19 protein-coding genes, 2 tRNA genes and 1 other annotated feature are annotated in these 25,763 nt (G+C 47.1%); of the genes, 7 read left to right on the forward strand and 14 right to left on the reverse strand.

Translation table 11 applies throughout. The features are described 5' to 3' along the window. Positions 1 to 312 precede the first annotated feature (312 nt). Positions 313 to 996 carry an HAD family hydrolase gene (locus tag KDW_RS13230; protein ID WP_151756393.1) on the forward strand — a complete coding sequence of 228 codons (684 nt, stop codon included), beginning with the start codon at positions 313 to 315 and terminating at the stop codon, positions 994 to 996. An 80-nt stretch (positions 997 to 1,076) separates the two neighbouring features. Here the strand turns inward: KDW_RS13230 and KDW_RS13235 are convergent, their stop codons facing one another. Further along, on the reverse strand, positions 1,077 to 1,997 hold the full coding sequence (locus tag KDW_RS13235; protein ID WP_151756394.1) for a hypothetical protein: 921 nt from the start codon (positions 1,995 to 1,997) through the stop codon (positions 1,077 to 1,079). A 232-nt stretch (positions 1,998 to 2,229) separates the two neighbouring features. Here KDW_RS13235 and KDW_RS13240 point away from each other — a divergent pair, with 232 nt between their 5' ends. Then, the gene (locus tag KDW_RS13240; protein WP_162005200.1) at positions 2,230 to 3,342 is read left to right on the forward strand and encodes an endo-1,4-beta-xylanase; all 1,113 of its coding nucleotides are present in this window, start codon (positions 2,230 to 2,232) and stop codon (positions 3,340 to 3,342) included. 76 nt (positions 3,343 to 3,418) lie between these two features. On the opposite strand, the gene KDW_RS13245 is transcribed toward KDW_RS13240, so the two are convergent. The 3 genes from KDW_RS13245 to KDW_RS32785 all read right to left on the reverse strand — a co-directional run bounded on the left by KDW_RS13245 (position 3,419) and on the right by KDW_RS32785 (position 7,572). Then, entirely contained in the window at positions 3,419 to 4,627 is a 1,209-nt protein-coding gene (locus KDW_RS13245; RefSeq protein ID WP_151756396.1) for an acetate/propionate family kinase, read from the reverse strand. 175 nt (positions 4,628 to 4,802) lie between these two features. Then, complete coding sequence (recG, locus tag KDW_RS13250) at positions 4,803 to 6,491, reverse strand: ATP-dependent DNA helicase RecG (protein WP_233097686.1); 1,689 nt, start codon at positions 6,489 to 6,491, stop codon at positions 4,803 to 4,805. 19 nt (positions 6,492 to 6,510) lie between these two features. Continuing rightward, positions 6,511 to 7,572, reverse strand: coding sequence for an ATP-dependent DNA helicase RecG (locus KDW_RS32785; protein WP_151756398.1), 1,062 nt, complete (start codon positions 7,570 to 7,572; stop codon positions 6,511 to 6,513). A gap of 274 nt (positions 7,573 to 7,846) precedes the next feature. Between KDW_RS32785 and KDW_RS13260 the strand changes: the two genes are divergently transcribed. Then, on the forward strand, positions 7,847 to 8,782 hold the full coding sequence (locus KDW_RS13260; protein WP_151756399.1) for an RpnC/YadD family protein: 936 nt from the start codon (positions 7,847 to 7,849) through the stop codon (positions 8,780 to 8,782). Positions 8,783 to 8,790: 8 nt separating this feature from the next. Here KDW_RS13260 and KDW_RS13265 read toward each other — a convergent pair whose 3' ends face one another. Together KDW_RS13265 and KDW_RS13270 are read right to left on the reverse strand one after the other, a co-directional pair. Continuing rightward, the gene (locus KDW_RS13265; protein WP_151756400.1) at positions 8,791 to 9,171 is read right to left on the reverse strand and encodes a hypothetical protein; all 381 of its coding nucleotides are present in this window, start codon (positions 9,169 to 9,171) and stop codon (positions 8,791 to 8,793) included. A gap of 37 nt (positions 9,172 to 9,208) precedes the next feature. Further along, on the reverse strand, positions 9,209 to 10,387 hold the full coding sequence (locus KDW_RS13270) for an ArsA family ATPase (RefSeq protein ID WP_151756401.1): 1,179 nt from the start codon (positions 10,385 to 10,387) through the stop codon (positions 9,209 to 9,211). 388 nt (positions 10,388 to 10,775) lie between these two features. Between KDW_RS13270 and KDW_RS13275 the strand changes: the two genes are divergently transcribed. Next, positions 10,776 to 11,738 carry a phytoene/squalene synthase family protein gene (locus tag KDW_RS13275; protein WP_198925259.1) on the forward strand — a complete coding sequence of 321 codons (963 nt, stop codon included), beginning with the start codon at positions 10,776 to 10,778 and terminating at the stop codon, positions 11,736 to 11,738. 876 nt (positions 11,739 to 12,614) lie between these two features. On the opposite strand, the gene KDW_RS13285 is transcribed toward KDW_RS13275, so the two are convergent. The 4 genes from KDW_RS13285 to KDW_RS13300 form a co-directional block, all read right to left on the reverse strand. Beyond that, entirely contained in the window at positions 12,615 to 13,742 is a 1,128-nt protein-coding gene (locus KDW_RS13285) for a hypothetical protein (RefSeq protein ID WP_151754965.1), read from the reverse strand. A 254-nt stretch (positions 13,743 to 13,996) separates the two neighbouring features. Beyond that, positions 13,997 to 16,471, reverse strand: a complete 2,475-nt coding sequence (leuS, locus tag KDW_RS13290) for a leucine--tRNA ligase (protein ID WP_151756403.1) — start codon at positions 16,469 to 16,471, stop codon at positions 13,997 to 13,999. Positions 16,472 to 16,621: 150 nt separating this feature from the next. Then, a tRNA-Ala gene (locus tag KDW_RS13295) sits at positions 16,622 to 16,697 on the reverse strand. Positions 16,698 to 16,944: 247 nt separating this feature from the next. Next, positions 16,945 to 17,017, reverse strand: a tRNA-Ala gene (locus KDW_RS13300). Between the two features lie 489 nt (positions 17,018 to 17,506). Here KDW_RS13300 and KDW_RS13305 point away from each other — a divergent pair. Beyond that, on the forward strand, positions 17,507 to 17,959 hold the full coding sequence (locus tag KDW_RS13305) for a hypothetical protein (protein WP_151756404.1): 453 nt from the start codon (positions 17,507 to 17,509) through the stop codon (positions 17,957 to 17,959). 75 nt (positions 17,960 to 18,034) lie between these two features. Here the strand turns inward: KDW_RS13305 and KDW_RS13310 are convergent, their stop codons facing one another. Together KDW_RS13310 and lpdA are read right to left on the reverse strand one after the other, a co-directional pair. After that, positions 18,035 to 19,414: a polysaccharide deacetylase family protein gene (locus KDW_RS13310; protein WP_162005201.1), complete on the reverse strand. Its 1,380-nt coding sequence runs from the start codon at positions 19,412 to 19,414 to the stop codon at positions 18,035 to 18,037. 103 nt (positions 19,415 to 19,517) lie between these two features. Continuing rightward, the gene (gene lpdA / locus KDW_RS13315) at positions 19,518 to 20,939 is read right to left on the reverse strand and encodes a dihydrolipoyl dehydrogenase (RefSeq protein WP_151756406.1); all 1,422 of its coding nucleotides are present in this window, start codon (positions 20,937 to 20,939) and stop codon (positions 19,518 to 19,520) included. 711 nt (positions 20,940 to 21,650) lie between these two features. Between lpdA and KDW_RS13320 the strand changes: the two genes are divergently transcribed. After that, complete coding sequence (locus tag KDW_RS13320) at positions 21,651 to 21,839, forward strand: hypothetical protein (protein WP_151756407.1); 189 nt, start codon at positions 21,651 to 21,653, stop codon at positions 21,837 to 21,839. Between the two features lie 465 nt (positions 21,840 to 22,304). On the opposite strand, the gene KDW_RS13325 is transcribed toward KDW_RS13320, so the two are convergent. Continuing rightward, positions 22,305 to 23,015 carry a metallophosphoesterase family protein gene (locus KDW_RS13325; RefSeq protein ID WP_162005202.1) on the reverse strand — a complete coding sequence of 237 codons (711 nt, stop codon included), beginning with the start codon at positions 23,013 to 23,015 and terminating at the stop codon, positions 22,305 to 22,307. A gap of 135 nt (positions 23,016 to 23,150) precedes the next feature. Between KDW_RS13325 and KDW_RS13330 the strand changes: the two genes are divergently transcribed. Then, positions 23,151 to 23,666 carry a metallophosphoesterase family protein gene (locus KDW_RS13330; RefSeq protein ID WP_151756409.1) on the forward strand — a complete coding sequence of 172 codons (516 nt, stop codon included), beginning with the start codon at positions 23,151 to 23,153 and terminating at the stop codon, positions 23,664 to 23,666. 91 nt (positions 23,667 to 23,757) lie between these two features. Here KDW_RS13330 and serS read toward each other — a convergent pair whose 3' ends face one another. Further along, on the reverse strand, positions 23,758 to 25,038 hold the full coding sequence (gene serS / locus KDW_RS13335; RefSeq protein WP_151756410.1) for a serine--tRNA ligase: 1,281 nt from the start codon (positions 25,036 to 25,038) through the stop codon (positions 23,758 to 23,760). Between the two features lie 99 nt (positions 25,039 to 25,137). After that, positions 25,138 to 25,369 (reverse strand) — a binding site (T-box leader). Positions 25,370 to 25,763: the final 394 nt, after the last annotated feature.

Genomic DNA, 25,763 nt, shown 5'->3' on the forward strand with positions numbered 1-25,763 from the left:
ACTTCGTGTGATGAGTTGTGCGCCCGCTACGCGGGCGGGATGCAAGCGAGCATGCCGGTGGCACACCCCCGATCCCCAGTCAAGGGGCTCGCCGCTTGATCATGCCCCGGCATGCTCGCTTGCATCCCCGCCTCCCCATCACATGATGTCTGACAGACTACTAGTTAGAACGTATCTTTTTGTGCGACTTGAGAGTGTTATGTATAAAATAAATGAAGCGAACACCGTAGCCGTGCAGTATCAGAGATTGTATATAGTGTAGCGTATAGAAAGATACACACCATGTTTTTGGAAAAAGTAGGGGGAATTTAGATGACCAGACATCAACCTGTAAAGGGTATTATCCTGGATGTGGATGGCACCCTGATTGATAGCAATAAAGCGCATACGCATGCCTGGGTCGAGGCAATGAAAGAAAATGGCTATGACGTACCTTTTGAAAAAGTTGGTCCCTTAATTGGCATGGGTGGGGATAAGGTACTGCCCGAAGTATTACACCTCTCAAAGGATAGTCCCGAGGGCAAGAAGATTGGCGAGAGTCGGAAAAAAATATTTAAAGAAAAATATTTTTCTACCGTCAAAGCTTTTCCCGGTACAGCTGAGCTACTCCACCATATGCATGACAAAGGTTTGAGATTAGCTATCGCTACCTCAGCCGAGCCGGATGAATTACATGAAATGCTGAAGATTATCGAGCCGCATATTGACCAGCTTTTTGAGCAAGAGGCAACCTCAAAAGATGCCAACCAATCCAAACCCGATCCAGATATCATCCATGCAACGATTAAGCGCATTGGACTGGACCCCCATGAACTGCTCATGATAGGCGATACGGCCTATGATATTGAAGCCGCCTCTAAGGCCTCACTATCCACGATTGCCTTTCGCTCTGGCGGATGGAGCGATAAGGATCTGGCAGGGGCCCTGGCCATTTATGATGGTCCTGAGGATCTTCTGAAACAGTATGATCAATCTCCATTGAGCCAGGGAATATAACAAGAAAAGAGGATGGGACAATTGCTCTCATCCTCTTTTCTTTTCTGGCTAGCTGTAACCTGCACTGTTAAGTACGGCTACTAGATGCCAAAGTAAGTGCGATATTTATTCCATTGCTCCACAAGCCGTGCACGAACTTCTGAGCCAGTGAATGGAGTATAGAGTAAAGCTGCGACGACTCCAGCAAACAGACCAATGCGGAACAGTGTTTTTGCCCGCTGGCGTTTGTGCTGATAGTGCTCGTACTGATCCTGAACAGATCCAGTCAAGTCTTTAGCGTTCGAAGCAACTTTTTTCAACTGCTTATTAGCTTTCTTCGAACTTTTACTCAGAGCTTCCTGGGCTGCATCCAGACCTGGAACCACACTTCCCTGAATATTATCCTGGAAGTGTGACAGATTTTTCTGAGCTTTTTTCAGGTTTTTCTGAGCCTTCTTGCTGTTCTTGTCAAAAACGTCCTGGGCCAACTGTGAACCGCTCTGCAAAGCATCCTGCGCAAATGAGGCACCATTGGAAATAACCTTCTGTGTTTTTCCTGTACCTGTAGCAATCTGATCCTTCGCATTAGACTGGAAGAAGTTGAAATTTTTCTGAGCTTTCTTCAGATTCTTGGCGTTTTTCTTCTGGTTCTGTTGGAGTAGCACACTGGCAGCACCAGCACCTGCAAGCAACGCGCCCTGTGTTTTGGAAACACCGGTTTTGACATTGCCATAAGTTGACTGAGCAGCATCTTTAGTCACACCATAGGTTGATTGTGCAACGTCTTTGGTATTTGATAATGCCGATTTGGTCACACCATAGGTTGACTGTGCCGCGTCTTTAGTGTTTGATAATGCTGATTGCGCGACGTCTTTTGTTGCCTCATATGCTGATTGGGCAGCATCCTTGAGGTTTGCATATGATGCCTTCGATGCATCCTGCGCTTGCTCTAATTTTGCTTGAGCCTGTTCGGCTTTCGTCTGTGATGGATTTGATGTCAGGCGATCTAATAACCTGGCCATACGCCCTCCTTTCGCTTGCCAAATTGTTTATAACAAGTTTTTATGTATTTGTAAGTCGTACTGTGTACTATACACACGCTTCAGCTACGCATGTAGTTTCATTTAGTATACATGTACCCATTGAAGGATAGATGGTCCTAAAAATAGCGTCTGATAGGTTGTTGTGTTATGCTTTTGGGTAGTGGAAAAACAGCATAATTCACTATGTCCCTGTTCTACGGGAGGTTCTATTTTGAGACGCCAGCTCTTTTCTTGTATACTTTTGATCTGTATTTTGTCTGCCTGTTCGGGCCTACCAACTGGTCAGCAACCTGCTACCCCGCAGGCCACGACGGTCCAGAAGGCTCCACATGCCACGCCAACCCATAAAGGTCCTAAGACGCTACGTGATCTTGCGGACGCACGCCATATTCATATCGGGGCCGCTGTCAACCTGGACGCGTTGCAACATGATCATGATTATTCGCGTGTTCTGAGTGATGAATTTAATGCGGTTACGCCTGAAACCGCGATGAAATTTGATGCTTTGCAGCCGCAGCCTGGTGATTATACTTTCCAGCAAGCGGATGCTTTTGTCAATTATGCCCATCAACATGGGATGGTGCCCCGTGGACATACATTAGTCTGGTATAGCGCGCTCCCACCATGGTTGCAGAATGGCAGCTATTCGCGCGATCAATTGATGTATATCCTTAAAGATTATATTACCAAAGTAGTAACCCATTATAAGGGTCAGATAAATGTCTGGGATGTCGTGAATGAGGCTGTTGACGATGATACTGGACAGCTCAGCGACTCTATCTGGTTACGTGGTATTGGCCCTGATTATATCGATATGGCATTTCGTTGGGCGCATGAGGCCAATCCTCAGGCGCAACTTTTCTACAACGATTATGGCACCGAGTGGTCCAGCAAAAAATTTGATGGCGTATACAGTTTGCTGCAAGGACTGATCCAGCGTGGAGTGCCCATCAATGGTGTTGGTATGCAGATGCATATGCACACGCAGTTTTATCCAGACAATGCTACAGTTTTGCAGAATATGCAACGCTTTGCAGATCTGGGCTTAAAAATAGATATTACAGAAATGGATGTGTTGACCAGCGAGACTAAGGTTGATATGCCTACCACGCTGAAGATCCAGGCTGATATTTATGGTACTGTGGTCAAAGATTGTTTGCAGATCAAAGTCTGTCAATCGATTGTATTCTGGGGTTTCACCGATCGCTATACCTGGGTGCACTCGGACCTGCATCGAGATAGTGATCAGCCGCTGATTTTTGACAAAGATTATCGGCACAAGCCTGCTTATGATGCGATTGTGCAGGCGCTTAAAACTCCCTGAAGTGTTGTCGGTTGAGCATAAAAAAAACTGCCAGGCGATATCAATTTACCTGGCAGTTTTTCTTGTCATTTGATAGCTATTGCATGAGCTGCCAGCATTGGCGAGCAATCTCCCAGTCTTCCTGTGCTTTGACAATCAGGACCCGTACAGCCGAGTCAGGTGTAGAGATCTCTTGATCTGCTGGAGAGGCTGCATTTTTTTGCTGGTCTAGTTTGAGGTTGAGAAAGCCGAAATTCTCGCATGTTCTGGCTCGAATAAGCTCATCATGCTCACCGATTCCTCCGGTGAAGGTAAGTACATCAATGCCCCCCAGGATAGCGATCATGCTTCCAATGGTGGCGCGCAATCGATGTATAAACACATCCAGAGCAAGTGCCGCGCGTTTATTACCATCGTCAATACCTTTATGGATCGCTCGCACATCGCTAGAAATACCAGAGATACCTTTGAAACCAGATTCTTTATTTAAAACCTGATCCAGTTTCTGTGCATCGTAGCCTTTTTCACGTTCCAGATAAATCAGGATGCTTGGATCAACTGATCCGGAGCGTGTCCCCATCATTAAACCTTCCAGAGGCGTAAATCCCATACTGGTATCAATACTGTGTCCATTTTGGATGGCGGTCACCGAGCAACCATTGCCAAGATGACAGATGACCATTTTTAACGCTTTCAGGTCTTTATGCACGATGTGTGCACTTATACGGGATGCATACTGATAGCTGGTACCGTGAAAACCATAGCGCTGGATATCCTGTTCATACCATTCATATGGTCCTGGATACACTTTTGCTTCGAGGGGCATCTGACTATGAAAGGAGGTATCAAATACAGCTACCTGTGGAACATCACTCTTGAGGCTTTCAATTGCTTCAATCCCTTTGAGATCGGCTGGATTATGGAGTGGTGCAAATATACTGAGCTTTTGGATCGCATCTTTCACATGTTGATCAACACGGACAGCTTTGACGAATTCCTTTCCTCCATGGACAACGCGGTGTCCCACCACATCGATCTCTGAAAGATCCTTGATGACTTTGGTTTTTCCGGACCATAGGGTTTCCAGTAACTGCTGAATAATCTTTTCCCGCTCGTCCGTTGAGAGTTGCTGACTTATACTTTGCCCATTGGCCTTTATTTCTAGATCTGTCTGGCCTTGTTGTTTGGTCCAATCTGCGTTGGCCTCCCACAGAGGATCAGGGGGAGTATCCTGTAGTGGACCCGTTACTTCATACAAACTACTTTTATGGCTACTCGATCCCGCATTAAAAACCAATATCTTCATAGTATAAATATCCTCTTCCAGATGGAAGCTAAACAACAACATTCAGTCATCTATAACACGCTTTTTTTGCTGGTCACGATGACAAAACCAGTTTATATGCTATGAAAAAGCAATCGTGTAAACTGCTCACTTGCAGCTCACACGATTGCTTTTCAAGTGCAAGTGGATATGTTTATTAATGGGCCATAAAATTTTGCCAGAAGAGATACATGCGTTCCCGCAAGGGAGCATGTTCTGCTTTACGCAGGTATGGATCGCTACTCCAGAGTTGTTCGGCCAGAGTGCGCGTTTGCTCGATGAGAACGGTATCTCCAAAGTCAGCGATACGAAGTTCAGGCATACCGCTCTGGCGTACACCCACAAAGTCTCCTGGTCCACGCAAGCGCAGATCTTCTTCTGAGAGTTTGAAGCCATCATCGGTATCCTGAAAGACCCCCAGGCGTTCCTGAGCCTGGATGCTGGCTTCGGCACTTAATACATAACAATAGGATTGATGTTTGCCGCGACCAACGCGCCCGCGGAACTGGTGGAGCTGCGAGAGTCCAAAACGGTCAGCATCCTCAATGACCATCACGGTTGCGTTCGGAATATCAATACCGACCTCGATTACAGATGTTGCCACGAGAATGTCTAACTCATGGTCCCTGAAGCGATGCATGATTTGATCTTTTTCCGCTGGTTTCATCGCTCCATGTAAAAGACCCACACGCAAGTCAGGAAACACATCGCGCTGTAAGCGCTCATATTCGCTGGTGGCTGCCTTGGCAGTTAAAGTCTCTGACTCTTCGATCAATGGGCAAATAATAAACGCCTGACGCCCTTCTGAAACCTGTTGTGCGATCTCGGTATATGCCTCGCTGCTACGTGCGCCGGTACGCCAGCGTGTAATAATTTTCTGCCGTCCTGGTGGTAACTGATCGATGACCGAGACGTCCAGATCGCCATATAGTGTCAGGGCTAGCGTTCTGGGGATGGGAGTAGCTGTCATGACCAGCATATGTGGATGCAGGCCTTTCTGGCGTAAGGCATCGCGCTGTTCAACACCAAAGCGATGTTGCTCATCCACAATGACCAACCCCAGACTTTGGAAAAGCACATCATCCTGAATTAAGGCGTGGGTACCAATGGCAACCGCGGCCTGTCCTGATGCCAAGGCCTGGCGGGCCGCGTTACGCTCACGTTGTCGCTGGCTTCCTGTCAGAAGCACGGTTTGGATACCAAAGGGCTCTAACATGAGGCTGATACTGCGTGCATGTTGTTCCGCTAACAATTCAGTGGGAGCCATGATTGCTCCCTGGTAACCATTCAGTGTTGCTAGAAGGAGCGCAGAGGCTGCTACTGCTGTTTTACCGGCACCCACATCACCTTGCAACAAACGGCACATGGGCTTGCGTTTACCCAGGTCTCCAAAAATCTCTGTAATGACACGACGCTGAGCAGGCGTAAATGAGAACGGTAGTGTTGACTCAAAAGGCTTATCAGTTGCAATTACCGACCAGAGGGTTGAACCCAGCAACTGTGTATCAGGCTGAGAAACTTTTTTTGCTATTTTTGATGTACTGGAAAGTTCCTGATCAGGCTCGGCAAAAATGCGATGATCGTAACGCGTAAAAGAACTACCATCTTTGGCTTCATGCTGCCAGCGGGCTCGTTTTTCTTGCATCCCTAGCTGGAGCACAAATAATTCATCAAAAGCCAGCCGGCGATGTGCGAGCGAGCGCATTTCTTCATTATCTGGATAATGAATCTGCTCAATGGCCCGCGAAAGCATCATCAGGCGCCCATCCTCGCGAATTGATGTTGGTAGATGATCTGGAATCATTTTTGCATAGCGATCGACCGCGTACTTGGTGAAACGCCGCAACGCCTTGGCATTTAAGCCCTCAGTTAAGGGAAATTGGTACCATGCGTCCAGTGTTGAGTAGATCTCCCTGTTCAGGTAACTCATGACTGCGAACTGAAAACTCGACCTTGTTGCCGAAACGCTGTTTGATGCCGGTGACCACCAGATAATCACCTTTGGCGGCCAGCAACTGTTTCTGTAAGTATGGCTGGTTGAACCAGGAAACGTATAGCTTTCCGCTTTCATCAGAGATAGTGGCGATGGTACGGGTACGTCCATTGCCGGTACGTTTCAGTTCAACGTCCCAGATCAGCCCCATTGTAGTGGTGAGCTCGCCGAATGGGACATTGGCAATCTTTTCTAGCTGACTATAATCACGATGCTCACGCGGAAAATAGAAGAGGAGATCCCGTACAGTGCGAATACCCAGCGTCTGCATGCGGGTGGCCACGGTGGGGCCTACACCTGGAATTGCCGTGATATCAGCACTGAGCAGTGTTAACGAGGTATGACCTTGTGACATACCAGCTTCCAGGCGAATAGGATTGGGAATATCCTGGATACTTTCTTTGGTTCCGGCTGTTCTGGTCCCTTCTGATACGGGCGTTGTGCCAGATGTAACCACATTTTTTACTGTAAGGGATCTGGAAGTGGTCTTACCTGTACTCTTCTCAACATCTGCAGAAACCTTGCGTGGCTTTGGTCTTTCTTTTGTTGCCAGCGTGTTGGCTTTGGGAGGCATCTGTTGTTTGGCAGATTGATACTCTTTTTCTGGTGCAGCCAGGGTGTTAGTTGAGGTGCCAGGTTTAGCCGTTTCCAGTTCGCTGAGAATAGCCAGGGCCGCACGTAGACTGGCAGCCCGTTGAATAGGATCTTGTTCGTGATAGCCACTGAGGTGTTGTGCGAAACGATGAACGGGACCACTATCCTGGCCAGTTGTCTGGCAGAGAGCGCTGGCATCCGCGTGCCAGCGAGCTGTAAATGCTTCGACACCACCAGGTTTGATGGCTTGATCCTGATGATGCGTGCGCTGCTCGTGTTGCAGGACCTTGCGTGCACGCTCTACATAAGTTGTCAGTGTTGCTGTATTACGATTTGACATAGATAGTTTATTACTCTGTCTTGTAGCGATTACTATTCAGCGTCCATACGTTTAATATTCAGCGTCCATAATAGAAGGTAATTGGAACGGGTGTCAAGTACTAGAGATATTCTTTGAAATGATCTGTCTGGCAGTACCATCCAATAACTTTTATATACGCATTTCTCCCTGATTCCTCACAAATTCTATACGTCTAGATGAATATATTGTCACTGTACTTCTACGTTAAGAGATGTTAGAGTTGTTTCTATAAGGTGGTTGAAGAGGAGGGGGCATGACAAAAATCTGGGATGATATCCTCAAATTACTGGTAAAAGCAGATCCACAGTCTTTTGTCTCTTTACTGTTGGCAGGAGCGAAATTTACAGGTGAGCGCGACAAAGAGCTGCAGACACGAACGATAAATGCTGATCTTTTATACAACGTGACCTGGAATAATGAAGATATCGTTTTGCATGTTGAGTTTCAACGCAAATCCGATAAGAATATGGCCAGGCGAGTTTGGGAATATAATGTCTTAACAGGATGTCTGGCCGGGTTACCTGTCTACTCTATTGTGTTGTATCTGATCGAAGATAAAAATGTTGTAGAGCCTTCCTATGAGCAGCGCTCACCAGATGGTGAACTCGTTCATTACTTTCAGTTTCGTAACCTGAAATTATGGGAAATGTCTCCAGATAAGTTGCATCAACTTGGTGTGGAAGGCATGCTCCCGTTGCTGCCTCTGACAAAAGATGGTGCGCAACGCGAAATTGTTGAAGAAATGATTACCGACCTGCGTAATGCCAATCGAGAGGATTTGTATCCCCTTGGGTATGCGCTGGCGGCTCTCGTCTTTCAGGATAATGTAGATAAACAGTGGTTAAAAGAAAGGTTTACTCGTATGCACGATATTCTCGAAGAATCCTGGGCCTATCAGGAAATGCTAGAAGAAGGCATGCTCAAGGGTATGGAGAAAGGTATGGCGCAAGGCATGGAGAAGGGCATGGAGAAGGGCATGGAGAAGGGCAAGCTTGAAGGGTTACGGGTTACTATAAGCCACTATGTGCACAAACGTTTCCCTGACCTGGATGAACTATGTCAACAGCGGATGGCTGCCGAGATAGGTGTTAATCAGTTGAATGATTTATTCGATGCCCTGATAGATGCAACAGATGAAAGTGAAGCACGGGCGTTGCTCGGTTCCTCATCTGATCAATGGAAGTTATAATTTATAGTTCAAAGGCAGTTGCTGAGGCGCATGCCAAGGACTGTAAGCGTGACCAGGATGGTGGCTAATAGGATTGGCTGGGTAATAGTCCTGCGGTCGCGTTGCTGACTGAGAAAGAAGCGCAGACAGCCAGTGAGAATTAAAACAATGGCCAGTACAATTCCAGCTATAGATAATATGGCTGGTGTACCTGTACAGGTTAGCGTAGTCTTGCGATAGGCAAAAAGTAAATTGATGGTTACGACCAGCGCACTTAAAATAGGGAGCAGCATGTTATTCACGGTATTGATGATGCGCTGGTCTCCTTGCCTGCTACGCAGGTAGAGCCAGAGTAATAAAGCCATAAAAACGCATCCTGTTAGTAAGATCAAAAGCGTCGTGATTTGCATGCTGCCAGGTTTCCCTTTCAGGTCAGGTTCCCTTTGCTCAGGCCGATTTGTCAGTCTGTTCAGAGGGTGCACCAAAGTGTATTTCTAGCGCCTTGTTGACAAATTTTGCGACCGTGGCTTCTTGATTCGCCAGCACTGCTGGTAGTGTGATGTCGCGTTTAAAGTTTCCAATCTCGACGACCATTTCATCGCCTTTTTTACTCATTACTACTTTATCCATCTCGACATGGGGAAGTGGTAAGCGTAGGATATAGCTATCCCCCTGCTGGATAATCTCCTGCACAGGTCCCTGATGAAAGACGCGGGTAGGGTCTTCGTCAGCGAAAATGGTTTCAGCCAGTTGTCCTAGAGCCTCAATACCAAGAATCTCTCGTGAGCGATACGGTGCCTCCCAGACTGGTAATGGAGCAAAGGTCTGGTGGATACGCTGGCGTAGTTTCTCCTGGGTCTGATACAGGTCCTGCATGAAGGCATCCTGATAATTGCCAGCTTGAATGACACGATTGCAGACTACTCCATCTATGGGATAACCAAAGAGGGCGAGATAGGTCTCGGCGCGTAATGCCTCTTTAATTACCATACGCTCAGGATTGACCACAGGACGATAAGAGCTGATGGTTGGATCACTCAGTACCTCGCGTAACGCTTTCACACGTTCACTGAGGGCATTGACTGCTTCCACAATTTCGGTGGTGGGCAGCATCGCTTTGAGGAAAGGACGAGCAAAGCCGAAGCCGTTTTGTAGTCCCATGATTTTAGCGGCATACCATTGAAATGTATCGGGCATACTTAACAGGCGAACCGTTTCTCCCGTTGGAGCGGCATCAATGACCACGACATCAAAGTTTCCATCCCTGGCATTACGATAGATATTAATCAAGCTCACAATCTCATCCATACCAGGAATCAAGGCCAGTTCGTCTGCCAGGACCGCATTGATGCCCTGTTTACGCAGGGTTTTGGTCATGGATTCCTGCAGTTTTCCCCAGCCCTGACGCATTTCATCTAAAACATTAACTTCCTGGGCCCAGAGATTCGTGGTGAGTTCTCTGGGTTCAGAGGTTAGATTGGTTTGTAAACAATCCGCCAGGCTATGGGCAAGGTCGGTACTTACGACCAGGGTGCGTTTGCCCTGCATCGCGGACCGGACAGCAGTGGCGGCTGAAACAGTGGTCTTACCAACGCCACCTTTGCCAAGATAGAGAATAATGCGCATAGAATTCCTTGTTCTTTTTTATTATATGATCAAACTCGTAGGAAAGATTTGGTATTCACGATGGTTCTCTTGTAGCATGTTCTTTAGTAGTATGTACGTAAATTGAGCCGCTCAGGTTTGATGATGTATTCTTGCGGTAGCTTCGTTATATGTTACCCATTTCTGCCACGAACATGCATCTGTATTGTGATAATCGATGAATATTCTGACTGTGGCCGGGTAAATTATACTGACAATAGGATTAGCTTGTCAGGGCACAATCCGAAACCAGGGTTGGCCTGAGCATTAACATAAAGGATATTATTGTTGTATGAATATTGGGTCGATTATTTATCATTCGATAAATAACTTTGACCAGTATTCAAAGAAAATGGATAGGAGATATGGAATGCGACAGGGACAGCGGGTGACAGATGCCTATGAGTACTGTCGTCAAGTGACGCAACGAGCATCAAAGACCTTTTACTGGGGCTCTGTTTTTTTGCCACCACACAAAAGACAGGCGGTCTGGGCTATTTATGCGTTCTGTCGCAGGGTTGATGATATTGTTGATGAGGCCGCTGAGGATTCTACTCCCGCGGTCGGGCATTTGCGAGGATCTAGTTCTCCTGCTCAAGCGCTTGAGGGTTGGCGTCAGGCACTCACGCGTTTATATGAACGCGGTACCGCCAGCGATGAGCCGATTCTCCAGGCCTGGGAGCATATGCTCGAACAATATTCGGTTCCATTTCAGCCAGTGTTGGATTTACTGGATGGTGTAGAGATGGATCTGACCAGGCAGCGCTATCAGAATTTTGAGGAACTCTCTCTCTATTGCTATCGCGTGGCTGGTACCGTTGGCTTGATGACCTCTCCTATTTTTGGCTATGAGGATGAGTCCGCTTTACCTTATGCGGTAGATCTAGGCATTGCGCTGCAATTGACGAATATTTTGCGAGATATCGGGGAGGATGCTCGTCGGAATCGTATTTATTTGCCTGCCGATGAGATGGAACGTTTTGGCTATCGTGAAGCTGATTTGATGGCCGGGGTGATTAATGATGCCTTCCGCGAACTTGTGCGCTTCCAGATGGGACGCGCGGATGAATATTATCAACGAGGGACTCTCGGTATCGAGTTGTTAGATGCTGATTGCCGCTTAGCCGTGCGTTTAAGTGGAACCCTTTATCAGCGTATATTGGATCGTATTTGCGCGAATAATTTTAATGTGTTTACTATGCGTGCCAGTGTGCCTTTACAGACAAAATTGATGACGGCCTCAACCCATTGGTTTATGCAGCAATTTGATCTACACACCAGAGGGTCGCATAGTCTGCGAAGCCAGCAGAGTGCTGTTTCCTCCCACCATTAGTTTTATGGATCGCTAAAGAAAAGGCCCGCGCTTGTTTGCAAACAGCGCGGGCCTTTTCTTTAAAATAAAATGTTGTCTGTCCGTGTAAATAAACGTGATTTCTCGCTACTTTACAATTCTACTTTACCGTTAACAACAAGTAGCTTGAGGAATTCCAGGTGCCGGAGCACCTCTACTCTATCACTCCCACCATGCTGATACCATTGTCGAAGCCAGAATAGCGAAATAATTTCGTCCTGAGTGAACCCATTGCTAACTAGCTTGTCCGTTTCGGTCTCTGCATAATGTGTATTATTTATCATTTCTAGAGGTTGCGTATTCATGTTTGTATCCTTCCACCAACGCCTTTACAGGCATTTCACCGCAGCATTGTTCCCGTTTTTTTCAATTCGTTGCCAGATGTCTTACATAAAAGGGAATGACCCTAATACGTTAGACGTTGGAACTGTTCTTTTTTCAAATATCAATTTGTTGGCATCAACCCCTTCCAAAGATCCCTCCCATCTTATTCTGACTCCTTCAAGTATAAGCGAAAAAAGGCTCCATGCGCTATCGATTGCGCGACAATTAGAGTGTGAAATAGCTCACATTTGCAGGTTTTTGTCTATATCTACTGTTCTGTATTGTTGAGCCAGCACAGATGAACTATCTGCCCTATATACGTTTGACATCCCGGAAAGGTTCCATGTAGATTCCATGAGATTTCTTACTTATCTGGCAGGCATGTTAATACCTGAATGTTCCTGATCGGGTTACGCTTTGAGGATACATTGCCTCTTATTTGAATAGACGTCCGGTGATCGAAAATGGGGGCACCAGTGATGCTAAAGCAAAAATTCATTATCCGTCAGGATTGATGATAGTGGTACAGCCACACTAAACGGTGGATGAGCTCAAAATGACTTTACGAGGTCGCCCCCTCGGCCGTTTTGGCTGATTGGGATCAGGCAACGGTCGAAGACGAGGTCTCCCTCGTGGTCGCTTTGACTGATTAGGATCAGGCAACGGTTTGATCCGTTTGCGTCCTCGTTTTTTCGGTTCGTGCCAGGGTTCGGGCACGACCTTGTACGTTAACAACTCAACAATACTCCACAGATGATCGGTTAAACCGCTGGCCATCGCCGGACTGATCTGCTGCTGATTTGTGCTCAACTGTTGATGGGACCAACAGAGATTGTAGGTGACACCCAACAGATACATGCCGTGATGCAAGCTCTCAAGCCGACATGCGGCATGTCGGCATTTCCGGGTTAACTGTGCCAAACGCTCTCGCATGGTGCCATTCAATCGTTCAATGTACGCCGTATTGAGAATCGTGCATCCTGGTGTCGTTTGTAACAACTTCTGTGCTTGATGCGGATCCCCACGTAGCAAACGCCGTTCCACTTCAACCACACGATGCTTGTATTGACGCTTGATCACTTGTCCAATCACCAATCCCGACCACATTTCCAGACAACAGCGTCCTCTTCCAGCTGTGCGCTTGATTTTTGAGCGAAAGGCTCGCTCAATACTGTGTGGATAGGCTGGCCAGCCATCCACGCAGACCAGGATCGCACTGATGTGCTTGGTCCACTGACGAACCTGCTCAAACAACCGATCGGCTAACGGAGTATCGCGAGTTGGCTGCACCACGCCTGCCAACCACAATCTCGTAGGAACCAGCATCGCCAGGGCCATCCAGATGACCTTTTTTCTTCCTTTGACTCGAATTTCATCGGCTTGCACATGACTCAGAGTGAGGTCAGCCTGCTGCATCATTTGTTCATGGACCCGTTGGCAATGTGCTCCAGAGCGATCTCGCCAGTTGGCAATGGTTCTTTCATCTAAACGAAAGGCTTTGACAATCGCTTGCACCGGACAGCCATAGGCAAGCAAAGTTACCACAATGACAATGAGCTCGGTTGGTTTGCGGAGCCCTTCGAACATGGTTCCTGTTCGGGATGTAAACGTTTTTTTGCAGACCTTACAACGATAGCGTTCACGTTGACGATCATGAACCACAATAGTTCCTTGCCCTTTTTGACCCCTTGCGGAACACGTCAAATTAGGGCAAAATTGAGAAGACGTGTTCATTGGCGCTTTCTGTTGTTTTTTCATACAAACAGTGTGCCGTGTAATACGTCATTTTTCAAGTCCCTTTTTCAACGCATCCACCACTTAGTGTAGCTGTACCATGATAGTAGCTGGCTATATTAAATAAAACACAGAAAGAAGCAGGAATCATCCCGGATGCAGGATGATTCCTGTGGGCGTAATTAGTTGTTACGAATAACGATATTGACCAGGCGACCAGGAATATAAATTACCTTTTGTACGCTGGCCTGGCCGATGAAGGATTGTACTCGTTCATTGTTGAGTGCCAGTGTCCGAACTTCTTCTTCGCTGATATCTGCCGCAACCTCGATGCGTTCACGGACCTTACCATTGATCTGCACGACCAGTGTAAAGATATCATCCCTGGTCATTTCCTCCACATAAGCTGGCCATTCGGTCGTGTGAATACTGTTGGCGTGTCCTGTCTGATGCCACAATTCTTCGGCGATATGTGGAGCAAAAGGTGCCAGCAGTTGCAGCAGGGTTTGCAGTGCGTCACGATATGCCTGACTCTGGGCGACCGCGTCCCGCTGCTGTTTAATCAGCACGTTGTTAAATTCCATCAGTGCGGCCAGGGCAGTATTAAAGCGGAAATGGCTTAAATCCTCGGTTACACGTTTGATGGTCTTATGGCGCAGCCGTTCGATGGCTTTACTCTCAGACGTCTCTCTCGTATCAGGCTTATTGACCCAGGTTTCTCCCACCAGACTCCAAACCCGATTCAAGAAGCGCCAGACGCCTTCCAGGTTATCTGCTCGGAACAAGCCACCGGCTTCAAAAGGACCAATAAACATCATATAGCAGCGTACTGTATCGGCCCCATATTTATCGACATATTTATCGGGTGCCTCGACGTTACCACGCGACTTCGACATTTTCTGGCCGTCCGAGCCCAGAACCATGCCCTGATGGAACAGACGCTTAAATGGTTCGTCAAAGTTCAGGTGTCCCATGTCGTGCAGTGCTTTGACGAAGAAGCGTGCGTACAGCAGATGCAGGATCGCATGCTCGACACCACCAACATACTGATCAACCGGCAGCCATTTCTCCATCTTTTCCTGACTCCAGGCTTCCTCGCTGTTATGCGCATCAGCGTAGCGCAGGTAATACCATGAGGAATCGATAAAGGTGTCCATGGTATCGGCCTCACGCGTGGCTGGTCCGCCGCAGATGGGACAGGTGGTATTCAGGAATTCTGGCTCGTAGCGCAGTGGTGATTCACCCGTTGCTTTGAACTGGACATTTTCGGGCAGCTTGACTGGCAGTTGATCCTCTGGAACAGGAACGGTACCATGTTCTGCGCAATACACAATTGGAATTGGCGCTCCCCAGTAGCGTTGTCTACTAATCAGCCAGTCACGCAGGCGATAGTTAATGGTGCTGTGACCAATGCCTTTTTCTTCAATAAACTGGATAATGCGTGCTTTGGCCTCTTCACCTGGCGTGCCATCAAACGGACCCGAGTTGACCATTACTCCCAGTGCTTCTTTGGCCTCGCTCCAGGTGGCTGGATCGCTAACCTCATCTTCCTCTGCTCGAATGACCTCACGGATCGGAATGCCAAATTTGCGCGCAAAAGCGAAGTCGCGCTGATCGTGGGCTGGAACACCCATAATCGCGCCCGACCCATAACTCATCAGCACATAGTCAGCGATCCAAACTGGCGTTTTTTCTCCACTGACAGGATTGGTTACATACGCGCCAGTAAAGACTCCACTCTTCTCCTTATCGCTGCTCATGCGCTCGATCTCGGTCATACGTCGGGCTTGCTCGACATAGGCATTAACCTCGGCGCGCTGTTCAGGGGTGGTGATTTTATTGACCCAGGGATGTTCGGGGGCCAGCACAAAGAAGGTAACGCCATAGATCGTGTCTGGACGTGTGGTGAAGACTGGAATTTCTTCTTGCTTGTCCCCGATGGTGCTGGTAAAACGGACCTCGGCACCCTCGCTGCGACCGATCCAGTTGCGCTGCATTGTAATTGTTTTTTCGGGCCAATCCGTTACCTCCGAGAAATCCAGCAGGCGTTCAGCATACGATGAGATTTTCAGCAGCCACTGATCAATCTCTCTTCGTTCCACCAGGCTCCCACAACGTTCGCAGGTTCCATCGGCCAACACCTGTTCATTGGCCAGGGTAGTATTACAACCGGGACACCAGTTCGCCGGAGCTTTCGTGCGATAGGCCAATCCTTTTTTGTAGAACTGCAGAAACAGCCACTGTGTCCATTGATAGTAATCTGGCAGGCAGGTAATCACCTCGCGTTGCCAGTCCCATTGTGCACCCATGGCGCGCAGTTGTTTGCGCATATTTTCAATATTTGCCAGGGTCCATGTACGGGCTTGAATGCCACGTTTAATCGCGGCATTTTCAGCTGGCAGGCCAAACGCATCAAAACCTATCGGTTGCATGACGTTATAGCCCTGCATACGTTTAAAGCGGCCATAGGTGTCAAAAGGGGAATAATTATACCAGTGGCCCATATGCAGATCGCCGGATGGATAAGGAAACATTACCAGATTATAAAAGTTAGGCTTCGATGATTCGTCGGAAGCATTATAGATGTGGTCGGCTTCCCATTTCGTTTGCCACTTGCTTTCGATTTCTTTGGGATCAAATTTTGTACGTGTGATCATTGGGTCTCCCCCATGTATGTTGTCAGGCCGAACGATAAAATCATGAACACGAATAACAGAAACCAGCTAGAACGACAAAAAAGCCTTTCATCCATGAGGGACGAAAGACTTTTCCGTGGTACCACCCTGATTTTAGATCAATGGTGGCGTTGGTGGACCTGAGGGGACTCGAACCCCTGACCTCCTCCATGCCATGGAGGCGCTCTACCAGCTGCGCTACAAGCCCAGGTGTATCTGGTGAACTGCTTCAGCTACCAAGATCTACTCTTTAGTATACGCGATAACGGGCGTACCGACAAGTGTTACTTATGCTTTCACACTCATTGCTCACAGGCGAGTTCAGTCCTGTTGTAGCCTTGCACCATCCGACTACTCTCTGATTTGGGCGGACCTACTACTCCTGCTCATTGCCATTATTTAGAATGGAGCATACGTACAGGCGATATGCAATTAGCAATCGATAGTACGGTTAGTGGAGATGAGGGGGCTCGAACCCCTGACCTCGGCAGTGCGATTGCCGCGCTCTACCAGCTGAGCTACATCCCCATTTGAGATAAATAATAGCATACTTATCAGCTATTGTAAACCCTTTTTCGTTTTTTTCGGTTCTTCTCTCAAGTTTTCCAGCTGTGTCAGAAGCTTACTCTCATTGGAGCCTCTTCTACATGCATTTTCGCTCAAGAGGTGTTTCGTGTGTACTGGGGAATAAGTAAGCGTGATGATTCCAGTATACCTGAGCTTTAGACAGCCTCGCAGGAAAAGGTAAGGTAGCGGCGCTTTTTATGTATAGTTTTGCTGGTATAGTATTATAAATTTCGACCAGACAACCAGCTATACCCCCCAAAAGGGTAGTCATAAACCCAAAATTAGCTCATGGCGACGTATAGTGAAGTATATATTAAATATATTCATGGTGATCCACAGGACAACAATCAAAGACATTGTTGTCCCGTCGAAAATCGTGGTAACTGTTTTTTGTGTGGGTGATAGTGTCCCATGTGGTATGTGGGGTTATACGTTGAGAGGTAAGTTCCTATGATTTATTATCGAGTTGCATTTTGTGTTGAACAAGCTACTGTAGAAAATATTGAACATATACAATCTCATAGTCAAACAACAACCCAACAAGTACTTTGGAAATGGCGTTCAACTTTATTAACATCTCCCCATGCTCTTTTTACTTTATTGCGTGCCTATAGTTATATACCTAAAGATAATATACGTGTGTTTTTTGCATCCTCTGAGGCAGAAATGGATGATATGCTTGCCAGACAGAATGCCGGACAGATTTCAAGCTCGGTGAGCGCCGACCAGTTTTTGTCGGGTAAGCGCATAAACACAATGGATGTGAAACGGTTGGAGTTTGAGCTGAGCATGGAAGCCGATCATGATGAACCATATACCTTTGCCTTACCACATTCTATTGCTGAACGTATGGCCTGGACTAATCTGTTGCAAAAAAGACAACGCGGTGAACTAGAAAGTTAAACCCGGGATGGTAATCATACTGGAACGGTTATAAAAGAGCTGAAGGTTATGAAACTGCCTTCGGCTCTTTTGCTATTATGAAACGAATGCAGCCATTTCCTTTTTGAAGTTTTCAATCGTTTCGCTGCCAATGACGCGAATACGATGCATGATATACGGCTTGGAACTATCCTGGCTGCTGGAGTCTACACGTGGATCATTGACTGCTCCCACATAGCCAGTTATCTGTAAAAGGGACATTACAGCTGCAATCTGGATCTGGGTGATAGTCAGATTGGGATTTTTATTGAGTGGATCTCCTGATGGATAGCAGAACTGTTGAATAACCATGTGCAGGTGCCCTTCTAAGTCCTGCCGCGATCTTTCCAACTCGTCACGTGCAGTGGATGGTGAACGCTGCCAGACATCTCCAATCGGGTGGTGGTCAATCGTATGGGAGCCCATTTGCATACCATTTGCAGCCATTTCTTGTAGTTGCGACCAGCTAGCCTGACCTTCCCACCCTACTTTGCCCGTAATAATATAAAACATACCACTATAGCCATGGGTTTTAAGGATCGGATAAGCATTCGTATAGGCATCAACATAGCCATCATCAAAGCTAAAGATGATTGGTCTGGTCGGTAGAGGACCATCATAATAGAGGGCGTCAAATAGCTGGTTAAAGGTAATGGAATGATAACCCAGAGTTGTAAAATAATCTAACTGTTGCGAAAAAACTGTTGGTGAGACTGAAAGTCCGGGCCGATAGCTATGTGGATTGGCTTTATCCCTGGCTGGCACCGTAGAAATATAGTGATACATCAGGATGGGAACGGTGATCTTTTTTGTTATCGGGATTGCCGGTGGTAGAATTGGAGCTTCCAGATCGGCTGGACCGCCATCGAGGATCCGCCATGTGCCATTTCCACCCTGACCTGCTTCCGGCTTAGTATACTGGACCATAAAGGGCAGATTGCGGAAAAGTTGTTGGATTTGCGAGGTCGTTGCGGAGGAGTTTCCAGTTGCTGAGCCATCTGCTGGTTCTACATCTAACGAAACAGGCATAGTCGAAACATGATTATATTGCTTCATGGTTTCAGGATTAGTCCAGAATGAGAGGTCACTGACCTGCCCTGTCTTAAAGCTCTTCAGTCGCAAAGCATGAAAGCGCTGATATAAGTATGTGCTAAAAGCACTTTTATCTGGCCACATTCTTTGAAGATCTGGATGCAGCAGCGTCCACATCGCACTATAATTCTGTTGAAGCAAGTCACCCAGATAGCGTTGCGCTATGTGTTGGATCTGTTGATTTTTGCCCGGCTTTGCTGCAACTGGTAGCGCTTTGTTTGGAGCAAGTAGCAGATACCCTGCTAAAATTCCGGCCAGCAAAAATAGCACACATGAGCTTGAGAGCAACGTTTTAGCAAGAAAAAGGCGCGAACATGACTCGGTATCCTCTCCCATTTTCTTCATTGGCTTTCCCCCCATCAGTCATTATCAACAACATAAAAGAGCGTGTCACCTTTAAGTTAAAGGTAACACGCTCTTTTATAGATGAAGTTTTTGCTAGTTGTGCTTAACGAGCACGGACAGACTGTTTGGGTGGAATATGGATGGGATGTCCTTCTGCGGCCAGTACTGCTTCACGCAAGCCTTCACTGAGGGTTGGATGTGGATGGATGGTTTCTTCTATCTCATCTACCGTTAATTCGCCGCGCATGGCCAGCGAGTACTCGGTGATCAGGTTAGTCGCATCCGGACCAATGATATGGGCGCCCAGCAGTTCGCCATATTTGCCGATGATGACTTTGGTAAAACCTTCTGTCTCACCGATAGCTACTGCTTTACCGATCGCGGCCCAGGGGAAGCGTTCGACACGAATTTCAGGATATTTTTCTTTTGCCTGTGCTTCGGTCAAACCAACTGAGGCCATTTCAGGGAAAGTATAAATAGGATTGGGGACAACATCATAATTCATGATGGCATCGTGTCCTGTCGCATTATCCGCAGCAATCTCACCTTCCATTGATGCAACGTGTGCCAGACCTGCACCATGTGTGAGGTCACCAATAGCATAGATGCCTGGAAGATTGGTTTCCATGCGCTCATTAACGCGTACACGTCCCCGGTCAGTATCGAGTCCCTGCTCCATCAACTGTTCAAGGCCACTGGTATTGGCACGGCGACTCACAGCCATCAAAACATACTCGGCTGAAAAGGTCTGCTCGCCCTTGTCAGTGGTTGTGCGTACTTTTTTCTGACCGTCCACATCTTCGATGCTTTCGACTCTGGCATTGGTGACAATATTGATGCCACGTTTGCCCATGATACGTACGAGCAGTTTGCGAACTTCTTCGTCGACCGGTGCTAACACATTAGGAAGCATCTCTATAACAGTAACTTTGGTGCCCAGTGCGCTAAACATGCAGGCAAGCTCGATACCAATTACGCCGCCGCCAACACAGATCAAGCTCTCGGGCGTTTTTTGCAGATTCCAGCAGGTATCGCTGTTCATCACTTTATCCCCATCAACGCCAGGCATGGAAGGAATAAAGGGCACGGAACCATTGGCCAGAATAATTTTATCGGCGCTAAATTGCTGTTTGTTGCCATTGCTGGTAACGGTCACGTTTTTAGAGGCATCTACACTGCCCAGACCGTCGAACACATCGACTTTATTGGCCTTCATCAACGTTCCGACACCACTGGTCATGCGCTTGACCACTTTATCTTTAAAGGCAACTGCCTTGTCCATGTGGAAGACAGGTGGTTGTAGCAAGGTAATGCCTAGTTCTTCAACTGAAGAGAGGTTATGCAGTGTTTCGGCAACATGCAGCATAGCTTTGGACGGGATACAGCCAACATTCAGGCAGGTACCGCCCATATATTGTTTTTCTACAATTGCAACTTTGGCTCCTCGCTGAGCGGCGCGAATCGCGGCCACATAGCCACCTGGCCCAGCCCCAATGATTGCAATATCATAATGAGTACTCGTCATAAATTTCTCCTGCAATGCTTATGAACCCATTGATTATATATGTACGTTTAAAAGCATCAGTAAGCTTACAAAGCCTCGCAAATAACTCTTTCTACTTAAAAAACAAATGGGTGCAAAAGTTTATTTTTGTCAAAATAGACAGCGTTTTGTATATCCAATGAGATACGGTGAGTGGGACGAGGAGGAAGAACCGTGTTGCGTTTCTGTTCCAGCCAGAGACCTGACTCCTTGCATCTCTATTTGACATAGGTAGTGCGCCGGCACCATCTTTGGAACCAGACATCTGAATGCCAGGATCGTGATAGACGTGCATCACGTTTCGCGGGAAGAACTGGGATTGTGCTTTCTGACAGGATGATGCTTTCCTGAAAGTCGCAAATAATAGCTTGTGCTTCCGGTCCCGTTACCCCTTTGATACGTCGTTTTACTCTCCGTCAGTATACCACGTTTCTTTCTATCTCGGTACTCAAGATCTCTTGTGCATTTCGCAGATAACGGATGACCTTTTTGGCCTACTATAATGACGAGTTTGAAAATGAAACGTATCAATAGATGCAGAGAAAAAAATTCTGACATCTCTGAGAGTTTTGTGTTCTTTGTGAACTCTCTATAAAGATGACCAGGCATGGACACTGACGTCTGAGGCATGCCTGTCTATAGGTGGAAGTGAATAAGCTTTAATCCAAATGTATAGTACTGGGAGATGACCAAATGACAACAACAGGAGAACTGCGCTCGATTATCGAGGAACTTGAGTTAGTTGATGTAGGCGATGCTGTCACCTATCTGGACGAAGATGATCAGAATGTGGGTGATGTTCCGGATATGACAGCGCTGAATCTGGCCAGTTGTTTGCAATATATTGCGGGTTCGAGTGAGCTCGATTATCAATTATGTTAGTTTGTTACCATTTGTCTACATGTAGGTTTTTAATGTTCACGTTCTCATAAGGAAGTTTATCTCTTTCTATTTGAATGTATACATGTTCTTTATAATACCGCCAGAAAATTATTCAATTTTCTGGCGGTATTGTTTATCTAACTCACATGATGGGCTTGATGGCAACCATGGTCACTATCTATGAATCTCGCGCCATACGGCGCTCTCATAGTTTTTTATGGTGGTGCATCAGGAGCGCATTGCGCTCCTGATGCACCACCATAAAAAAAGAAATTGGGGGCGTCAGCGCCCCCAGGCTGGCATGAGGCTCACCATGCCCATGTGGATGGGAATCAGACACACGCTTACATTCATGGTTGACTTTATAAACACTGAAAGCTATACATATCCTTGAGGATGGTTTTTGGAGGTGCGAAAGGGGACTTGCCAGACCACTCTGTCCGACAAGTATTGTATTTATATACATTAATATTTAGCTTCGGTTAATACCTTGATGCGTTTATCAACAGTCGGGATCCCACTACGCTTTAGCTGTTTCACGACCGCCTTCACATCGTATTTGATCCTGCGATGCTCTGCCTGCCAGACGTTATCTTGCCAGCTTATGATGGCGTATGATGCTCGTGGATCTTCATCTCGTGGTAAGCCACAACTGCCTGCATCCACCAGCAACAGGTGTTGCCAGCGGCGCATATAGGCCACATGGTAATGACCAAAAGCCATGGCTCCAATCGTCGGTGGGAGTTTCTCACAGAGATGTTCAATTTTACTATCCGGCGTGGTTGTGAAGATGGCTTCTTCCTGATTGAGTGGATTTGCATGTACGACCAGCAAGTCCGTACCATTGGGATTGGAAACGAGATGACTAAAAGGCAGTGCCGCCAGATAATCGATACCTGCTGGCCCAATCTGTTCACGGGTCCAGGCAATCACGCTCTGTTTCTTGGGACCCTTTTTAGAGCTCTGGTTAACAACGTCTGCATCCACATTGCCTTGAATCACGGGACAATGTAAGTTTTGCAGTGTATCAAGAACCTCTTTCGGGCAAGGACCGTTCAGGCAGAGATCACCAGCAACAACCAGTTGATCAATATCTTTTTGCTTGCTCAGGTCCTCGAGCACAGCATTTAAAGCTATAATGTTTCCATGTATATCAGATATAATCGCAATACGCATATGATATCCTGAATTGAGACACTTGATATAGTGTCCCCCACTCTCTAGATTTATGTTGTGTACGTTCCGCATTATTACTATGACCGTTTGGATGGGTCATAGTTACTATATCTCAAAAAATGAGAGGATACAAAAATGAAGCATCGTATAGGTGTTATTTCTGATACGCATCTCCCCAAATTTTCGGCTCTACCAGAGGAGATATGGGAACATTTTGCTGGTGTCGAGTTGATTATTCATGCGGGCGATCTCTCAGAACTGACTGTGATCTCGGAGCTAGAGACAATTGCTCCTGTCGTAGCTGTGCAGGGAAATGTCGAGCGTGAGGATGTCGTCATGAAACTACCGATCAAGAAAGAGGTTACCATTGGTGGTTGCCGGATTGGTATTGTGCATATTCTGGGTGAGACACGTAATTATGCCCGCACGGCGCGCTGGGAATTTCCTGATGCGCGTGTCGTGATCTTTGGCCATAGCCATAATCCCTATAATCAGGAACATGATGGACAATTGTTGCTGAATCCTGGTAGTGCTACTGATCGCCGCCGTCAGCCGACCTGTAGTATCGCACTCTTGACCATTGATGATGAGCAGCCAGCGGTCACGGCAGAAATTATCCTTTTGCCGGTCAAAAAAAAATATCTGCCGTAGTTGTAGATGTTACGTTGTGACCGTATCTGCAAAGATAACAGCCAGCGCTCTTATAGAAGAGACGCTGGCTGCCATGAAAAAAGAACCCGGGCTAGCGGCCAATATATTCTTGTCCGCCCATGAAAGGACGCAGAGCCTCGGGAATGCGGATGCTTCCATCGGCTTGCTGATGGGTTTCCAGCAGCGGGATCAAGATACGTGGCGAGGCGATCGCTGTGTTGTTAAGGGTATGCGCAAATTTAACTTTTCCCTCTTCATCACGATAGCGTATATTCGCGCGGCGTGCCTGCCAATCGTGCAGGTATGAGCACGAATGCGTCTCGCGATAGCGGCCCTCGCTCGGCACCCAGCACTCGATATCATACATGCCAACTTTACCATCACCCATGTCGCCAGTACAGACATTTACGACGCGGTAAGGCAGTTCCAGTGCCTGAATCAGTTCCTCGGCATTCTGGAGCAACTGCTCAAACCAGAAGACCGATTCCTCATGGTCAGCTTTGCAGATGATATATTGTTCAACTTTACTGAACTGGTGAATGCGGAAAACACCACGTGTATCCTTCCCGTAGGTACCAGCCTCCTGGCGGAACGAAGGGCTATACCCCACGAACTTGAGTGGTAACTCTTCGCCTTTGAGAATCTCATCTTTATACATGCCAGTGATCGAGACTTCAGCCGTACCAACCAGGAAAAGATCCTGATCTTTAATTTCATAGACCTGATCCCGCCCCTTGGGGAACTGACCATTGCCGACAAAACAGAAATCGCGTGCCATCGAAGGTACAATTAAAGGCGTGAAGCCTTTGCGTGCCATCTTATCCATGGCGAAATTGACCAGAGCAAGTTCCAGTCGGGCGGCATCATTGCGTAAGACATAGCTACGTGAGCCTGCAACTTTGACGGCGCGCTCGATATCCACCAGATCGTGCTTAAGCATCAAATCATAGTGATCCAGTGAATCAAACTCAAACTTTGGTGCCTCGCCCCAATATTTAAAGGGTACGTTCTCGCTATCATCTTTGCCAACCGGGCTGCTGGGATCAGGAATATTGGGGACCAGCAGGAGTTGATTGTAGCGTTCCTCAATCAACTGATTCAGTTCTGGCTCTTTAGCTTTAATAAACTCGGCCAGCTTTTTGCCCTCGGCGATCAGATTGTTGCGCAGTTCAGTATTCTTTTCTTTAGCTGCCTGCTGAATACCTTTTGAAAGCTGATTCTGTTTAGCGCGTGTATCCTCTACCGTATGTTGTAGGGCCACCACCTGTTGATCCAGGGCCAGCAAGGCATCGATATCGATCGAATTGTTTTTCAGTCGTGCGGCTTCTTTAACCACTTCTGGATTGCTACGAATAAATGCCAGATCGAGCATGCTTTTTCTCCTTTATGTTATATCTGTATGTGTGCGTGCCTCCACTGGTGAATGCGGACCACGCTGGTAATGGGCAATAAAAAAACGCCGTGTCCTTACACAAAGGACGACGACGCTACGTGCGCGAAATCGTGGTACCACCTTACTTCTTCCAATACAGCTCTGGCGAGCAGATATTGAAACTCGTTTCAACCTGATAACGGAGGTGACCGTTGACGCTTAACGCGTAGGCTCCCGGGTGGATTTCTCTCCTGCATATTCTGCGTCGCACCAGCCCGCAGATCTCTGTCTTTCTATGGCAAGAGTTACTTGTCCCATTCATTGCCTGTATTGTTTCTTGTGCTTCAGCATAACAGCCGCTTTATGATTTGTCAACACTCAACTGGTTCAAAACAGGGCTTTTTAATGGCTGCTAACGAGGCCTGATACTTTTCGTCAGGCACTTTTTGGGTAACGCAAGACATTTACGTAAAGGTCTTATGGTCTTCTTTTCTTAGGCAAGGTTCACATCCATGTGACAGATGGAAGCGTATCCAGAATCAATCTCATGAAAAGCAGGAGCGATTACCAGTGCACGTCCGACGACGCTGAGTGACATGTTCTCTTGCTCTTCAGATTGTCACCATCCCAGGCGCTTGATGTGAACCATGCCTGAGACCACAACATAAAATGTAGAAAAATCGCTTAAGCTCATCCTTTATTTATGGATGAGCTTCTACTAAAAT

This window comes from Dictyobacter vulcani (genome assembly GCF_008974265.1).
In the GTDB taxonomy this organism is placed as follows: domain Bacteria; phylum Chloroflexota; class Ktedonobacteria; order Ktedonobacterales; family Ktedonobacteraceae; genus Dictyobacter; species Dictyobacter vulcani.

Bases quoted from the DNA above. Each gene is read 5' to 3' on its own strand.
- KDW_RS13305 (WP_151756404.1), top strand. From the start codon at position 17,507: ATGATTTATTATCGAGTTGCATTTTGTGTTGAACAAGCTACTGTAGAA.
- KDW_RS13270 (WP_151756401.1), bottom strand. From the start codon at position 10,387: ATGCGCATTATTCTCTATCTTGGCAAAGGTGGCGTTGGTAAGACCACT.
- KDW_RS13325 (WP_162005202.1), bottom strand. From the start codon at position 23,015: ATGCGTATTGCGATTATATCTGATATACATGGAAACATTATAGCTTTA.
- lpdA (WP_151756406.1), bottom strand. From the start codon at position 20,939: ATGACGAGTACTCATTATGATATTGCAATCATTGGGGCTGGGCCAGGT.
- KDW_RS13310 (WP_162005201.1), bottom strand. From the start codon at position 19,414: ATGAAGAAAATGGGAGAGGATACCGAGTCATGTTCGCGCCTTTTTCTT.
- KDW_RS13230 (WP_151756393.1), top strand. From the start codon at position 313: ATGACCAGACATCAACCTGTAAAGGGTATTATCCTGGATGTGGATGGC.
- KDW_RS13330 (WP_151756409.1), top strand. From the start codon at position 23,151: ATGAAGCATCGTATAGGTGTTATTTCTGATACGCATCTCCCCAAATTT.
- KDW_RS13320 (WP_151756407.1), top strand. From the start codon at position 21,651: ATGACAACAACAGGAGAACTGCGCTCGATTATCGAGGAACTTGAGTTA.
- KDW_RS13265 (WP_151756400.1), bottom strand. From the start codon at position 9,171: ATGCAAATCACGACGCTTTTGATCTTACTAACAGGATGCGTTTTTATG.
- KDW_RS13275 (WP_198925259.1), top strand. From the start codon at position 10,776: ATGCGACAGGGACAGCGGGTGACAGATGCCTATGAGTACTGTCGTCAA.
- KDW_RS13260 (WP_151756399.1), top strand. From the start codon at position 7,847: ATGACAAAAATCTGGGATGATATCCTCAAATTACTGGTAAAAGCAGAT.
- serS (WP_151756410.1), bottom strand. From the start codon at position 25,038: ATGCTCGATCTGGCATTTATTCGTAGCAATCCAGAAGTGGTTAAAGAA.
- leuS (WP_151756403.1), bottom strand. From the start codon at position 16,471: ATGATCACACGTACAAAATTTGATCCCAAAGAAATCGAAAGCAAGTGG.
- KDW_RS13245 (WP_151756396.1), bottom strand. From the start codon at position 4,627: ATGAAGATATTGGTTTTTAATGCGGGATCGAGTAGCCATAAAAGTAGT.
- KDW_RS13235 (WP_151756394.1), bottom strand. From the start codon at position 1,997: ATGGCCAGGTTATTAGATCGCCTGACATCAAATCCATCACAGACGAAA.
- KDW_RS32785 (WP_151756398.1), bottom strand. From the start codon at position 7,572: ATGTCAAATCGTAATACAGCAACACTGACAACTTATGTAGAGCGTGCA.